Here is a 14,108-nt window from a genome sequence, read left to right as displayed (position 1 = left end):
ATGAAGACCATGTTGATCATGAACGAGAAAATAAAAGCTTCCGAGGTGAGGCTGACGGGGGTGGACGGAGAGGAGCTTGGCGTTGTATCCAGAGAGGAAGCTCTGGCTATGGCTCGCGAACTGAAGGCGGATCTGGTGTGCACTTCACTGCTGAGCAGCCCGCCTCCGTGCAAGCTTGTACCGCGCGGAACGGCCAAGCAGGCGGCCGCCAAGGAGAAGCAGCAGGAGCGCAAGGCCGCGCAGCCGCCGAAGGTGAAGGAAATTCGCCTAACGCCCCATATCGAGGATCACGACTACGAGACCAAGCGACGTCAGGCGGAGAAGCTGCTCGCCTCCGGCGACGCGGTGCAGTTCGTCGTGAAAATTCAAGGCAAGGAAGGACCGCAGGCGAAAGGCTTGTTGGAGCAGCTTCTGAAGGATCTCGCGGAGGTTGGACGCAAGGAGAGCGGCATTCAGCTCAGCGGCAAACAAGCGGCCGTCAAGGTCAACCCCGTTCGCTAACAGGAGGTGACTGACGGCCGCTTGATAGTCGAATCGACGGAAGGCTGGCGAATGAGCCGCTAGCCGTCTCGGGTGGCTAGATTGCTCAGGCTTTCAGAGCGACGGCGATTTGCGCGGCCACTTTGGCGTTATGGTAGACGAGCGCGATGTTCGTCTCCAGACTGCGGCCGGCAGTCAGTTCCTTGATGCGGGCGAGCAAGAACGGAGTGACCTTCTTGCCGGTAATGTTTTGTTCTTTGGCTTCGTTCAGCGCCTGTTGAATAACGCCTTCGATCTCGGCGTGCTGCAGAGCGGATTCGGCCGGCACCGGGTTGGCGATAATGGCGCCGCCTTGCAGGCCGAGCTGCCACTTCTTGTTCAGCACGTCGGCGACTTGGGCAGGCTCGTCCAGACGGAAGTCGACGCCGTAGCCGCTCTCCCGCGCGTAGAACGACGGGAACTCGTCGGTATTGTAGCCGATGACGGGTACGCCGTGCGTCTCTAAATATTCAAGCGTACGGCCGATGTCGAGAATCGACTTGGCCCCAGCGCAGACGACGGCGACGTTTGTTTGCGCCAGCTCGGTCAAGTCGGCGGAGACGTCCATCGTCGTCTCGCCTTCGCGGTGCACGCCGCCGATGCCGCCGGTCGCGAACACATCTATGCCGGCCAGCGCCGCGCCGATCATCGTGGCCGCTACCGTCGTGGCGCCGATTTTGCCGGAAGACAGCAAGTAGGCAAAGTCGCGGCGGCTAACTTTTTCAACGGGATTGGAGGTGGCGAAGGCTTCCAGCTCCTGCTCGTTCAACCCGATTTTAACGCGGCCGTCCATGATGCCGATCGTAGCGGGAACGGCTCCCTGCTCGCGGATAATCCGCTCGACGGTGCGGGCCATTTCGATGTTTTGCGGGTAGGGCATACCGTGGGAAATGATCGTCGTCTCCAGGGCGACGATCGGCTTGCCGGAATCGAGCGCTTCGCGAACCTCGTCCGTAAAGGTTAAATATTGGCTGATTGCGTGGGTCATTGGAATCTCTCCTCTATCGTTTGTTGGAGCGTCTGCTCGTTAAGCTGGGCTGAGACCGATGCGGCGGTCTGCAAGGTCAGGTGGGAGGCGGCTAGGCCGATGCGACATGCTTCTCGATAGGAGCGGTCGTGCAGGATGCCGTATGCGACTCCGGCGACGAAGGCGTCTCCCGCCCCCGTCACCTCGACGATGTTCGTCGGAATCGGGGCGATCAGCGCCGACTCTCCGTCCGCCGAAGAGTGAAAAACGCCCTGATCTCCGACGGTAATGAACGCATGGGAGACTCCGCGCCCGTGGATGGCGCGCGCCAGCTCCGCGTAATCCGGCTTGTCCGAAGGAACCGCTCCGGCCAGTTCGACCGCTTCCTCCAAATTGGGGAAGATGGCGGACACGCCGGTCAAGTCGGCGGGCAGCTTCTTCGCTTTCCCGGAGGAAACCGGATCGATCAGCAGCGGCAGCGAGCCGTCGCGGCACAGCTGAATCAGCTCGGCGAGCGTCTCTGCCGGCAAATTCGCGTCGGCGACGATGAGCTTCGAAGCGGAGATGTGCGGCCGTTTCTCCTGCAAGATCCGCGGGGAAAAGCGGTCGTAAATGTCCATGTCGGCGTAGGCGACGAACATTTCTCCGTCAGGGTCGAGCAGGGCGGTGTACGTTCCGGTTTTCTCCCCGGGCAGCGTCTGTGCGAGCGCAGTGTTCACGCCTGCTGCGGCGGTTTCCTTCAGCACCCATTGCCCGGCCTGATCGTCCCCGACCACGGTCAGCAGGGAGACGGAGCAGCTTAAGCGGGCCAGGTTTTCCGCAATATTGCGGGCGACGCCTCCGCAGGACGTCGCGACGCTGGCCGGGTTGGACGAGCCTGCGCGAATACGCTGCCTGGCGGTCGCCTTGCTGTCCAGGTTGGCTCCACCGATGCACAGCACGGAGTTGTCCTCGGCGGTCACGTAGGCGCGGCCGCGAATGACACCCCGCTTGGTCAGCGAGGCGATGTAGCCGGCGACTGCGGATCTGGAGATGCCGATGCTGGCGGCGATATCGTTCTGCGATATAAAAGGATTGTGGCGGATCAGGTCCATAATTTGGCGCTCGCGGTCCATAGTCCGATCCTCCTTTACTTATAATAAAAACGTAAGCAAATTCATCATACACCCGCTATAGACATTTGTCCATATAATAAACTTTTGTCTAGAGTTAGATAAGGGAAAGAAATGAGGAGCTCACTGTGACGAGATCAGCAACAGGAACCACAACAGGAACAATTCCGATATCGCTTGTACACGCGGCGAAGCAATATGCAAGCTTACCCGAAGGAACGTCGCTTCCTTCCGAAATGCTGGCGGGCATTTACGAGGCTAAGCTGTTTAAACTGTTTGTACCGAAGGATTTGAACGGCTTGATGCTGCCGCTGCCGGATGCGCTGCGCGTCTTCGCCGAGGCTTCCGAGATTGACGGAACCTTCGGCTGGCTGGTGACGATCGGCTCGGGCGGCGGATTTTTCTCGGCGACGCTGCCTCCCGAAGAGGCGCAAAAACAGTTCGCTCCGGCTAACGCGGTCGTGGCCGGCAGCGGGCTCCCAAACGGTGTAGCCCATCCGGTCGAGGGAGGCTACCGGGTGAGCGGCCAGTGGAAGTACTGCAGCGGCTCGACGTTTTCTAGCCTGTATACGGCGAACTGTCGCATCGACAGAGGCGCAGAGGCGGAGCCGGAAATACGCTCGTTCGCGTTTTTGCCCGATCAGGTGCGCATTATTCGCGATTGGAATTCGTTCGGCTTGAAGGGCACCGACAGCCATTCGATGGCGGTGGACGATGTATTTGTCCCCGAGGAGCGTACCTTCAGTATTATGAGCCTGCCGAATTACGACGATCCCATTTTCCGTTATCCGTTTCTGCCGTTCGCTCAGACGTCGTTTGCCGCCGTGTGCTTGGGAATTTGCCGTCATTTTCTCGCGGAAGCCGAATTGTTCGTCGCAGCCAAACGCGCCGAATGGGAGCCGGCCAAACCGGGACGCGCCGAAGAGACGAAGAGAGCGATCTCCCGGCAGGAGGCGAAGCTGGAGGCGGAAGCGGCCAAGTTTTACGAGACGGTGGACCGGACTTGGAATGCGTTCCTTGCCGCGGGAGAAATGACGGAGGAGGATCAAGCCGAAGTCGGAACAGTGTGCCGACAGCTGTCCGGAAGCGTATTAGCGTATGCGCATGCGATTTTCCCGCTGCTCGGCATGGCGGTGTTGATGGAGGATCACCCGATCAACCGGATTTGGCGCGATCTCCATACGGTAACGCAGCATGCGGTGCTGGTGCCTAAACCGGAGTTGGTCTAGCCGGAAAGGCGCAAACGATCGGCAATTAAGGAGATGCGCAGGGCGAAAGGAAACGTCAACTATCATGGGAGGAAAGAGTATGGAGGCATTCAAAGCTCTAATCGTGGATCGAACGCAAGATGGGGGCCATAGATGCGAGGTTGGCCTGCTGGATAAAGAGCGGCTTCCGCAAGGAGAACTGCTCGTTCGCGTGGCTTATTCCAGCTTGAACTACAAGGATGCGTTGGCGGCCGCCCCCAACGGCGGCATCGTAAAAGCCTATCCGTTCGTTCCCGGCATCGATCTGGCCGGAACCGTCGTTTCCAGCGAAGACGACCGTTTTCGGGAAGGGGACGAGATTGTTGCGACAGGCTACGAGCTGGGCGTAAGCCATTTCGGAGGATACGGCGAGTATGCGCGCATCCCGGCCGACTGGGCGGTCCCGCTTCCGAGCGGTCTAACCCTCAAAGAGGCCATGATCTATGGGACGGCAGGCTTTACGGCGGCGCTGTCGGTGCAGGCCTTGCGGGACAACGGAGTGTATCCTGAAGGCGGACCGGTGCTGGTGACCGGAGCGACCGGCGGCGTAGGCAGCGTTGCGGTGGCGATTCTGGCCAAGCTTGGCTATGAGGTGACGGCCAGCACGGGCAAGCCGGAGGCCAAGGAGGAGCTCCTCCAGCTCGGCGCCCACAGCGTAATCGATCGCAATGAGCTAACGCCGGCTTCCGCCCGCTCCCTGGATAAGCAGCGCTGGGCCGGAGTTGTCGATTGCGTCGGAGGCAAATCTCTCGCGACCGTACTGGCCGGCGTGAAATACGGGGGGACGGTCGCCGCCAGCGGGCTGACGGGAGGAACCGATCTGCCGACGACGGTACTTCCTTTTATTCTGCGCGGTGTACGGCTGATCGGCATCGACTCCGTCTTTGTCCCTATGCCGGCCAGGAGGAAAACGTGGGAACTGCTGGCGACCAAATATCGGCCGGACAAGCTGCGGGAGCTATCGTCGGAAATTCCGCTTGATGATATTCCGGCTGCGATGGCGGTCATGCTGGCCGGCCGTTCCAAAGGCCGGATCGTCGTAAAGCTATAATTTCTCGATATCGACCCGCGTGGAGAAAAAGGTCGCCCCGCCGCCCATGTCGGCCAGTCGCTGCGAGGTCAGAGCGTTGACGGCTTGGACGCCGTCGTTGCCGTGCTCCCACCACAGCCCTTGCGTAACGAGCACTCCTTGCAGCACATTGCCTGCGACCTTGGCCTTCAGCCGAACCTCGCCGCGTCCGTTCCACATCCGCACAGCATCGCCGTGCGCGATGCCGCGGGCAGCGGCGTCTTCGGCGTGCAAATCGACGACGGGCTCCTTCTCCAGCTTTTTGAGCCGGCTCTGGTTGCCGAAAGTGGAGTTAATGAAGCTGTGATTCGGTCCTGTGACGAGCAGCAGCGGATATTCCTCCGGCTCTCGCAGCGGGGCGTATTCCGGCGCGGGCGGCAAGCCGGCGCCCTGCATTCGCTCGGAGAACAGTTCGATTTTGCCGGAAGGGGTAGGGAGCTTGCCCGGGGCGAGCGACGGCCGATCCAGCTTCATTTTCACAGAGCCTTCTTCTCGCAGTTCCTCATACGTCAAACGTCGCAAGAACGGATTGTCGCAGGCCAACGCTTCGCGAATCATCTGCTCCTCCGTAATATTGAATACTTCCGGTTCGAACCCCATCCGCAATCCCAGCTCTTTGAACAGCGTGAAATTGGATTTGCATTCGCCCATCGGCTCCATGATCGGTTCATGAAGCTGCAGGTATAGGTGCCAATAGGACGAGTACAGATCCAGGTTTTCAAAATGGCTTGTCGCGGGCAGCACGATGTCGGCGTATTTGCACGTGTCGGTCAAGAACAAGTCGTGCGTCACAGTGAACAGATCGTCCCGCAGCAGCCCTTGACGCACCCGGTTCTGGTCTGGCGCAACGACCGCGGGATTGCTGTTGTAGACGAACAGGACATCGACGGACGGTTTGGCCTCCGTTAAGGCTTCGCCCAACCGGTTCATATTAATCGAACGAACGCTGCGATCAGGCAGCAGATCCGGCCGTTCCAGCGCTTGATCGTTCACCGCCGAATAGTGGCTGTTGCCTTTGATCGCGCCGCCCCCGGGAATGCCCCATTGGCCGACAAGCGCGGGAAGACAGGCGATCGTGCGAATCGCCATGCCGCCGTTGTCGTGATGCTGCAGACCGTTGCCGATGCGGATGAACGACGGCGTCGTCCCCGCGTATTCGCGGGCCAGTCTAACGATCGTATCCGCCGGGACGCCGGTAATTGCCGCGACCCGCTCCGGAGGGTACTTTTCCGCCTGTGCCGCCAGTTCCTCGAAGCCTGTCGTATGCTCCGCGATAAACCGCTCGTCCGTCAGCTTTTCTTTGATCATCACATGCATCATGCCGAGAGCGAGCGCCGTATCCGTCCCCGGGAGAATGCCCACGAATTCGTCGGCCCAAGCCGAGGTGCGGTTGCGGTGCACGTCGATATGGACGATTTTCGCTCCGCGCTTGCGGGCTTCGGTCAAATACATCACCTGATGCATGTTGGTAGACACAAGATTGCAGCCCCAGATCAAGGCATACTTCGTATGCACCGTCGTCTCGGGATCGGTGCCCGCCGACGCGCCCATCGTGTAGCCGTAACCTGCGGAGCCTGCAGCGTTGCAGATCGTCCGTTTCAGTCGGCTGGCTCCAAGCCGATGGAAGAAACGGCGATCCATTCCTTCGGCGTTCAGAATGCCCATATTGCCGTAAAAGCTGTAGGGCAGAATCGTTTCCGCACCCTTGCGGGCGATGGCGGTTTTCAGCCTGGAGACGATCTCGTCGTAAGCTTCGTCCCAACTGATGCGTTCGAACTCGAGCGTACCCTTGGGGCCTGTTCGGCGCAGCGGATACAGGATGCGGTCGGCGTGGTATACGCGCTCATGCAGATGCCGGACTTTGTTGCAGATCGCGCCTTGCGTGACCGGGTGGTCGGGATTTCCGTCTATAGATACGATAACGTCGTTTTCCATCGTGACGTGCAGGCTGCACGTATCGGGGCAATCGAAAGGACAAACCGAACGAACGATTTTGCGCTTCGTGCTCTCTGTTGCGGACATCTAATCTCAACTCCGTTTCCTAAATGTCAGTATAGCTCAAGTGAGTGTTTTGCGGGAATGGGGCGGGAGACTGGCTGCGTTTTTCGCTTGCGAATATGGGGTAATTCAGGTTAGGGCTGGCAACAATACGAGGAGGTAGGATGATGGAAGAACTTGAGGGAAAGGTCGCGATCGTAACGGGCGGCGGCTCGGGCATCGGAAAAGGAGCGGCGCTGAAGCTGGCGGAGCATGGTGCCAAAATCGCCGTTGTCGACCGGGATTCGCAGAGGGCGGAACGGGCGAGAGAGGAAATCGAACGGATGGGAGGAGAGGCGTTGGCGTTGGAAGCGGACGTCGCTTCAGAAGCGTCCGTGCGGTCGGCGATCGAGCAGGCGGTTTTGCGCTGGGGACGATTGGACGTCGTTTTCGCGAATGCGGGCATTAACGGAACATGGACGCCGATTGAACATCTGACCGAAGAGGACTGGGACAGCACGATTAACATCAATCTGAAGGGGACCTTCTTGACGCTGAAGCACGCCATTCCGCATTTGAAGCGGCAAGGGGGCGGCAGCGTGATTTTTACGAGCTCGGTCAACGGCAACCGGATCTTCTCCAACATAGGGGCTAGCGCCTACAGCACGAGCAAGGCGGGACAGACCGCCCTGATGCAGATGGCCGCGCTGGAACTGGCGGAGCACCGCATTCGCGTGAACGCGATCTGCCCGGGGGCCATTCGCACGAATATAGGAGAAAATACGAATCGGACACCCGAGGCGGAAGAGGCGCAAATTCCGGTGGAGTATCCCGACGGGGCCATCCCGTTGACGCACGGCCCAGGCACTCCAGAGCAGGTAGCCGAACTGGTGCTGTTCCTTGCATCCCCCCGTTCTTCGCTGATCACTGGAACAAAAGTGTACATCGATGGGGCCGAATCGCTGCTTATAGGATGAATGAAAGTTGGACATGCTAAATTTGAGCAGGACAGAAGAATAGATTTGCTTTTTGCACGGGAACATGTTATAGTAAGGACTATCGAAATCGTGACCTGAATTCACAGAATGGAAGGGTTATCATTTTGAAGTTAACCCTGCTAATTTGTGGATTTTTTTATTCGTATGAATAAAAAGAAAAGTTCATGAGGCATTGTATGATTTGGAGGTGAAATACATGCAAGAGGGTACAGTTAAATGGTTTAACGCTGACAAAGGCTTCGGTTTCATCGAAGTTGAAGGCGGAAACGACGTATTCGTTCACTTCAGCGCGATTACGGGCGAAGGCTTCAAGACTTTGGACGAAGGCCAACGCGTTCAGTTCAACGTTGTTCAAGGCAACCGCGGACCGCAAGCAGAAAACGTTGTTAAGCTGTAAGCTTAACTCGCCGAAGAGACTCCTGACGAAAGTCGGGGGTCTCTTTTTTATGTGTCGGAAGCGCGGCATGGGCCAGAGGAACAGGCTGCTTTGTACTGAGCCGCGATTCGATGCGATGCGGGTAGCGACATTAAATGTTAGACGAACTTTCTCGTTGATCAGCGGGAAATGCCCGTTGGAGCAACAATCTCACCTGTTTGGTTCCGCGCTATTTTCGGCTAAAGAGGAAGGGCGTGGAGTGCGGATAAGACCGTGAATCGAGCTTATCTCTCGCAATCGGGGGCGTCGGGGGCAGATAAGACCGCGAGGAGTGCTTATCTCTCGCAATCGGGGTCATCGGGGGTTGGTTAAGACTGTGAGGCGAGCTTATTTCTCACATTCGGTGTCATCGGGGCGGATAAGACCGTGAGGAGTGCTTATCTCTTGCAATCGGGGTCATCGGGAGCAGATAAGACCGTGAGGCGTGCTTATCTTGACGCTACCGCGGGGCTTCCCACATAGGAAAAAAGCATGTATCTTCCGAAGGCCAACGCCTGCAAGAAAATACATGCTTTTCATTTCAATAGTACGGGAAATGTCAATCGGCGATCAGATTTCCGACCTTGCGCTTGGGTTACCTCACGGTTAGGTTACCTCGGGGGCGCCATATTAGCTCTTCTTGGTAATGGAGAAAATGACCGTTTTGCCCGTCAGATCGACGAGAACGTCCACCTTGTCGTCTGCGATCTCGAGCTGCTGGGAGGCCACTTTGCTGCCGGATGCGACTTTGCCGCAGATGTCGTTGAAGCGTTCGCGGAACGTCGCCGAATTGTAGCCGAACAGGTAGTTGGCGAATGCTTCGATCGCTTCCTGGTTGCGCGCCAAGGTGCCTTCGCGCAGCCGGATCGTTATGCCGTACGTGTTGTACTGCGGATCGAGCCACAGCGCCGTCTCCTCCTGCACCTTGTCCGATACGGAGGCGGCCAGGACGGCGTCCTTTTCCTTCTGATCTTTAAACAGTCTAAGCCGCGTATCCAGCAAGTCGTGGTTCGAGCCGCGCAGCGCGCCCGCTTGCTCAAGCACCTCGTAGGCGTCGCGCATTCTGCGATCGGGGAACACGATGACGCGAGTGCCGCCGCCGACGGTCGGAACGGACAGCTGAAGATCGCTGTTGTCGGCAGACTTTACGGCGATGCGAGTCTTTTTGTCCGTCAGCCGGTTCAGCAGCACGAGAGACTGAGCTCTTGTCACTTTATCTCCGACGCCGAAATAGCCGTTCGGATACCCCTGCATGATGCCCTTCACCAGCGCCTCCGCTATGAACTTCTGCTCGCGCTCCGATGCGCTCATCAAATCCCCGTAAGCTTCGGCAAGCTGTCTGCTGAATTGGGAATCCTCCAGAAATTCGGTCTCCTGAAGCGTGTAATAGATGACTTCCGCTACGTTCTCGCGCGTCATGTCGTTCTGGAAGTCGCTGTAGCGGCTCCGGTTCAGGAAATGCAGATCGCTGGCGACATCGATAAAGGGCTTCGCCCAATATCCGGTCGTCGCCGGCTTGAAGTCGAAATACCGGTAATCCTGCTTGACGATCGTCTGGTTTTCCGCGCTGAGGCTTTGCAGAAACGACGAATTCCAGCTCCGCTCGCCGTTCTGGTGCAGGTCGGTATAGGAGAGTATGAGCATCTTGATGAATTGGTCAACCTTTACGGGGGCGTCGGGGCGGAACGTTCCGTCCGGGTAACCGTCCAGTATGCCTCTGGACACCATCTCGACAATCGTGTTCTCGGCCCAATGTCCCCGAATGTCGGTGAAGGGACTTTTGGAAGCGCTTTGCGCATAGGCCGAACTCCCCGTGCTAATTAGTGCGATTAGAATAGCGAAAAATGTAAAACGACGCATGAAGATCCTCCTGTTTCTCATTTGCCCGTCAGGCATCCTAATAAGCTAACCATAATCGGGAACGGCTTGAAAACAGCCGCGGAGCCTAAAGTGGACAAGTGGGTTGCGGTCTTTAGTTGCGTTTTTACATAGGTCTTGAGAGGTGCAGACGCCGTCCCGTCTCGATCGAACTGTGACGAATGGAGCGGATGCGGGTACTAATTTTGCGGGAAGACGCCGGCGATCGGTTGGGCGCCCGGCTGTCAATCCGGTCAATTATTTGAAGGCGCTTTCCCAGAATGTAACTTTTCGTCCCATTTTTCCGTCTATAACCTATACAGCAGTTCCGGACGTTACGGACAGATTCGGGGGCTCAAAGCTTCCGCCGCATCTTATTGTTGTCAATCAAGGGGGAAAGAGTATAATAAGGGGGCTGATACGAAAGGGTGGGAAGTTTTGCTTGCTCTCTTTAGAAAAATAAAACCGCTTAACGCGGTCGTATGGACTCAATTTCTTAGCGCATTCGCAGATAATTTGAATTTCTTCCTGATCGTAGGTCTGGTGAAGCGCGAAGGCGCGGCTGATCCGGACGGCATGGTCACCTACATTCAAATGGCTTTTCTCATCGCATACGTCGTTCTCGCGCCCATCGTAGGGGCGTTCGCAGACAAGAAGGCGAAATCGCATGTGTTGCTGCTGGGCAACATCTTGAAAGCGACCGGCATCGCCCTGCTGCTGTTCGGGCTGCCTCCGGCGCTTTGTTATTTCTTCGTGGGCGTAGGAGCGGTCGTTTATTCTCCGGGCAAATACGGAATATTGTCGGAGCTGACGAAGTCGGAGAGAGAGCTGCTGAGGGCCAACGCCCAGGTGGAGGGCTCGACGATTCTCGCCATTCTGCTCGGCACGGTAGCGGGAGGCTTCTTGGCCGCCCGCTCCGACCTGCCGGCAATTCTCGTCTGCTTATTCATATACTTGCTGTCGCTTGCCATGACTTTCCTGGTGCCGGCCAAGTCCGGCAATCCCGACATCCGATACCGGGAGGCTTCCGGACAGTTTTTCCGCGATACGATCAAGCTGTTCCGCAGTCGTCGAAGCCGGTTCTCGTTGATCGGCACGGGAGCGTTCTGGCTGACGGCGTCTGTGCTGAGAATCGCTCTGATTGCCTGGCTGCCGCTTAATCTGGGCATCGTGGATACCGATCAGCAATCGATGATTATCGGCGTTACGGCGCTCGGGGTCGTGCTCAGCGCCTGGTTGACGCCGAAGCTGGTTCCCGAAGGTAAACTATATCGCGGATATTTCTACGGAATTGCGATGGTCGCCGCGGTCATGGCCGCGAACTTTACGAACGAGCTCTGGCTGACGGTGACGCTCCTGTTCATCACAGGCATTATGGGCGGCATATTCCTTATTCCGTTGAACACGATGCTGCAGGAGGAGGGCAAAGCCCTCGTCGGCCCGGGCAGAACGATCGCCGTCCAGAACTTCGTGGAGAACTCGCTGACAGTCGTGGGCCTGTTCCTGTACTTAACGCTCAGAAAGCTCGAGGTGCCCGTCAATCATTCGGTCGTCGGCATCGGCGCAGTATTGACGCTGTTCTTCATCTACTTGGCATTCCAGTTCGGCCGTGTTCGGGAGAGCTATGCGCTTATTCGCGCAAAGCAATGACGTGAACGAGCTGAGTGTCGGCCGTGATCTTGATGATCGCATGGCCAGAATCGTATTCCGCCGTGCCCAATCCGACTTCAGCGGAAGGCTCGGAGCCGAGCAGGTAGAATAGATCGTCGGCGAGCGTGCGCACGCATACTTCGCGCTCGCCCTCCGTCAGCTCGCGCCAGTCGGCTTCCTCCATTTCGAACGCTTCGTAAAATTGCGGAACGGTCGTAAGCGCGCGGGACAAATCGTCCAGAATATGATCATAGGATCTTGTATAGGAAATCGCCATAGGGAGCGCCCCTTTCGAAGTTTATGCTTGCATTATACGCGAAGCGAATTTCTTTAGCCAACCTTTAGGTAATCTTCCTGCATGTAAGACTTTAACGCTCAGTTAACATTATTGTATAATTAGTAGGGTTCGGGGGTGAACGGAAATGGAAGCTTCCAAATGGAGAGGCTGGCTGTCCAAGCCATTCGTGTTCTTCTCTCTCATTATGGTGCTCAAAATTCTTCTGGCTCGGCTTGTCGTATTCGACGGGGCTTCGATCTGGCTGCAGCTGGCGACGGGGATACCGTCGGTGTGGGTGCTGTTTTGCTTGATCGAATGGTTTGCGCCGAAGCGGAAGCTGGGCGTCTACTTGACGGTGAACATTTTCGTCACGTCGATCTACTTCGCCGTAATTATGTACTACAAGTACTTCGGCGTTATCGTGACCTATCACGCACTTCAACAAGTCAATCAGGTGACGGAAGTGAAGGGAAGCGTCTTCTCCTTGATGCATCCTTACTTCCTGTTCATTTATACCGATATTGTCGTGTTCTTGCTGCTGTACATGAACCGCAGGTTCAGAGGCTGGGCCAAATCATTGGCGATCAGGGAACGCAGCGCGCTGGTCTCGGCGGTGTTCGCCGTTTCGTTGATCGGCAGCGTCTCGACGGTATGGACGCACAGCGACAGCATCAACGAGCTGAAGCAAGCCGAGAATATGGGCATTTTGAATTACGAAGCTTATGCGGTTATCGCTAGCGCCACGCAGGAGATCGAAGCTCCGGACAAGGTGACGGAGGAGACGATTGCCGCGCTTAAAGGCGTCAACGAACCGGCTACGCCGCTCTATTGGGGAGCGGCAAAAGGGAAAAACGTAATCGTGCTTCAGCTTGAGGCGTTCCAGAATTTCCTGATCGACCGCAAAATCGACGGAAAAGAAGTTACGCCTGTCATCAACAAGCTTGCGAGGGAGAATTTCTATTTCTCGCACTTTTACCAGCAGGTCGGGCAAGGAAATACGTCGGATGCGGAATTCGTCGTCAACACCTCCTTCTATATTCCCCAATACGGGGCGGCTGCGCAGGAGTACGGCAGCCTGGATTTGCCGAGCATGCCCAAGAAGCTTGCCGAGCACGGCTATCAGACGGCCACGTTCCATACGAACGACGTGCAATTCTGGAACCGCAAGGAACTGTACAAAGGGCTCGGATTCCAGCATTATTACGATGCCGAGTTTTTTGGAGACGACGATATCGTGTTTTTCGGCCCTTCGGATGAAGTGCTGTACGAGAAGACGACTGACGAGCTGCTGAAGATGAGCCAGACGGGCAATCCTTTTTACGCACAGATCATTTCCATGTCTTCTCACCATCCGTTCAACATTCCGGAGCGCAAAGTCCGCTTCGAGCTTCCGGAGCGTTATCGCGACACGCTCGTCGGCCATTACATTCAAGCTCAGAATTATACGGATTACGCTCTGGGGCAGTTCATCGAGAGACTGAAGCAGCAAGGGCTCTGGGATAATACGGTGCTGGTCATATACGGAGACCATCTCGGACTGCCGATCTACTCGCTTACCGATCATGAGAAAAAACTAATGACGGAAATTTACGGACGCGAATATCAATTTACCGAGATGCTTAATATTCCGCTGATCGTCGCGTCCCCTAATGTGACCGACCCGCAAACGTTCCCGCAGACGGGCGGACAAGCGGACATCTTCCCGACGCTTGCCAATCTTCTCGGCGTTTCGCTTAAAGGCCATATTCATTTCGGTCAGGATCTGCTGAACAATACGGATAACGTACTGCCGCAAAGATATTATTTGCCTTCGGGATCGTTCGTAAACGGCAAGGGCATTTTTGTGCCGGGAATCGGCTACGAGGACGGAGTCAGCTATCCGTTTGACGGCGCCGAGCCGACCGGAACAGATTCTACGCAAGATGAATATGATCGTGCGTTGGAGCTTTTGCGGCTTTCGAACAGCTATGTCAGTCATTTGCCGAAGCATGAATAAACGGTTGGCGCTATAGATATAAAA

Annotated in this window: 12 protein-coding genes; 7 read left to right on the top strand and 5 right to left on the bottom strand. The window is 56.7% G+C overall.

The genetic code is table 11. The annotated features are described in order from the left end of the window. Positions 1 to 9 precede the first annotated feature (9 nt). Entirely contained in the window at positions 10 to 501 is a 492-nt protein-coding gene (infC, locus tag J4772_RS30355) for a translation initiation factor IF-3 (RefSeq protein WP_116065134.1), read from the top strand. Between the two features lie 85 nt (positions 502 to 586). On the opposite strand, the gene J4772_RS30350 is transcribed toward infC, so the two are convergent. Both J4772_RS30350 and J4772_RS30345 read right to left on the bottom strand, forming a co-directional pair. Next, positions 587 to 1,495 carry a pseudouridine-5'-phosphate glycosidase gene (locus J4772_RS30350; RefSeq protein ID WP_209077533.1) on the bottom strand — a complete coding sequence of 303 codons (909 nt, stop codon included), beginning with the start codon at positions 1,493 to 1,495 and terminating at the stop codon, positions 587 to 589. An 8-nt stretch (positions 1,496 to 1,503) separates the two neighbouring features. Continuing rightward, complete coding sequence (locus J4772_RS30345) at positions 1,504 to 2,601, bottom strand: carbohydrate kinase (protein WP_209072755.1); 1,098 nt, start codon at positions 2,599 to 2,601, stop codon at positions 1,504 to 1,506. 125 nt (positions 2,602 to 2,726) lie between these two features. Here J4772_RS30345 and J4772_RS30340 point away from each other — a divergent pair, with 125 nt between their 5' ends. Both J4772_RS30340 and J4772_RS30335 read left to right on the top strand, forming a co-directional pair. Beyond that, on the top strand, positions 2,727 to 3,827 hold the full coding sequence (locus J4772_RS30340) for an acyl-CoA dehydrogenase family protein (RefSeq protein WP_209072754.1): 1,101 nt from the start codon (positions 2,727 to 2,729) through the stop codon (positions 3,825 to 3,827). A gap of 79 nt (positions 3,828 to 3,906) precedes the next feature. Continuing rightward, on the top strand, positions 3,907 to 4,896 hold the full coding sequence (locus tag J4772_RS30335; protein WP_116065132.1) for an oxidoreductase: 990 nt from the start codon (positions 3,907 to 3,909) through the stop codon (positions 4,894 to 4,896). On the opposite strand, the gene J4772_RS30330 is transcribed toward J4772_RS30335, so the two are convergent. Further along, complete coding sequence (locus J4772_RS30330; protein ID WP_209072753.1) at positions 4,891 to 6,936, bottom strand: molybdopterin-containing oxidoreductase family protein; 2,046 nt, start codon at positions 6,934 to 6,936, stop codon at positions 4,891 to 4,893. The genes J4772_RS30335 and J4772_RS30330 overlap by 6 nt on opposite strands. A gap of 140 nt (positions 6,937 to 7,076) precedes the next feature. Here J4772_RS30330 and J4772_RS30325 point away from each other — a divergent pair, with 140 nt between their 5' ends. Further along, positions 7,077 to 7,868 (top strand): SDR family oxidoreductase, encoded by a 792-nt coding sequence (locus tag J4772_RS30325; protein ID WP_371822780.1) that lies wholly within the window; start codon positions 7,077 to 7,079, stop codon positions 7,866 to 7,868. A 217-nt stretch (positions 7,869 to 8,085) separates the two neighbouring features. Then, a complete protein-coding gene (locus J4772_RS30320; protein WP_094043234.1) occupies positions 8,086 to 8,286 on the top strand; it encodes a cold-shock protein in 201 nt (66 codons plus the stop codon). A 648-nt stretch (positions 8,287 to 8,934) separates the two neighbouring features. On the opposite strand, the gene J4772_RS30315 is transcribed toward J4772_RS30320, so the two are convergent. After that, a complete protein-coding gene (locus J4772_RS30315) occupies positions 8,935 to 10,164 on the bottom strand; it encodes an S-layer homology domain-containing protein (protein WP_209072752.1) in 1,230 nt (409 codons plus the stop codon). Positions 10,165 to 10,599: 435 nt separating this feature from the next. Between J4772_RS30315 and lplT the strand changes: the two genes are divergently transcribed. Next, complete coding sequence (gene lplT / locus J4772_RS30310; protein ID WP_209072751.1) at positions 10,600 to 11,811, top strand: lysophospholipid transporter LplT; 1,212 nt, start codon at positions 10,600 to 10,602, stop codon at positions 11,809 to 11,811. On the opposite strand, the gene J4772_RS30305 is transcribed toward lplT, so the two are convergent. After that, entirely contained in the window at positions 11,792 to 12,088 is a 297-nt protein-coding gene (locus tag J4772_RS30305; protein WP_116065127.1) for a hypothetical protein, read from the bottom strand. The genes lplT and J4772_RS30305 overlap by 20 nt on opposite strands. Before the next feature lie 145 nt (positions 12,089 to 12,233). On the opposite strand from J4772_RS30305, the gene J4772_RS30300 reads away from it, so the two are divergent. Beyond that, on the top strand, positions 12,234 to 14,084 hold the full coding sequence (locus tag J4772_RS30300) for an LTA synthase family protein (RefSeq protein ID WP_209072750.1): 1,851 nt from the start codon (positions 12,234 to 12,236) through the stop codon (positions 14,082 to 14,084). Positions 14,085 to 14,108 lie beyond the last annotated feature (24 nt).

The organism is Cohnella sp. LGH, assembly GCF_017671885.1.
Lineage (GTDB): Bacteria > Bacillota > Bacilli > Paenibacillales > Paenibacillaceae > Cohnella > Cohnella phaseoli.
The sequence above is the reverse complement of the archived record's forward strand: the minus strand, read 5'-3'. Positions and strand labels throughout refer to the sequence as shown.

What these genes read in the sequence shown, in the direction of transcription:
- infC (WP_116065134.1), top strand. Translation starts at nt 10, where the DNA reads ATGTTGATCATGAACGAGAAAATAAAAGCTTCCGAGGTGAGGCTGACG.
- J4772_RS30345 (WP_209072755.1), bottom strand. Translation starts at nt 2,601, where the DNA reads ATGGACCGCGAGCGCCAAATTATGGACCTGATCCGCCACAATCCTTTT.
- J4772_RS30335 (WP_116065132.1), top strand. Translation starts at nt 3,907, where the DNA reads ATGGAGGCATTCAAAGCTCTAATCGTGGATCGAACGCAAGATGGGGGC.
- J4772_RS30330 (WP_209072753.1), bottom strand. Translation starts at nt 6,936, where the DNA reads ATGTCCGCAACAGAGAGCACGAAGCGCAAAATCGTTCGTTCGGTTTGT.
- J4772_RS30325 (WP_371822780.1), top strand. Translation starts at nt 7,077, where the DNA reads ATGATGGAAGAACTTGAGGGAAAGGTCGCGATCGTAACGGGCGGCGGC.
- J4772_RS30320 (WP_094043234.1), top strand. Translation starts at nt 8,086, where the DNA reads ATGCAAGAGGGTACAGTTAAATGGTTTAACGCTGACAAAGGCTTCGGT.
- J4772_RS30315 (WP_209072752.1), bottom strand. Translation starts at nt 10,164, where the DNA reads ATGCGTCGTTTTACATTTTTCGCTATTCTAATCGCACTAATTAGCACG.
- J4772_RS30305 (WP_116065127.1), bottom strand. Translation starts at nt 12,088, where the DNA reads ATGGCGATTTCCTATACAAGATCCTATGATCATATTCTGGACGATTTG.
- J4772_RS30300 (WP_209072750.1), top strand. Translation starts at nt 12,234, where the DNA reads ATGGAAGCTTCCAAATGGAGAGGCTGGCTGTCCAAGCCATTCGTGTTC.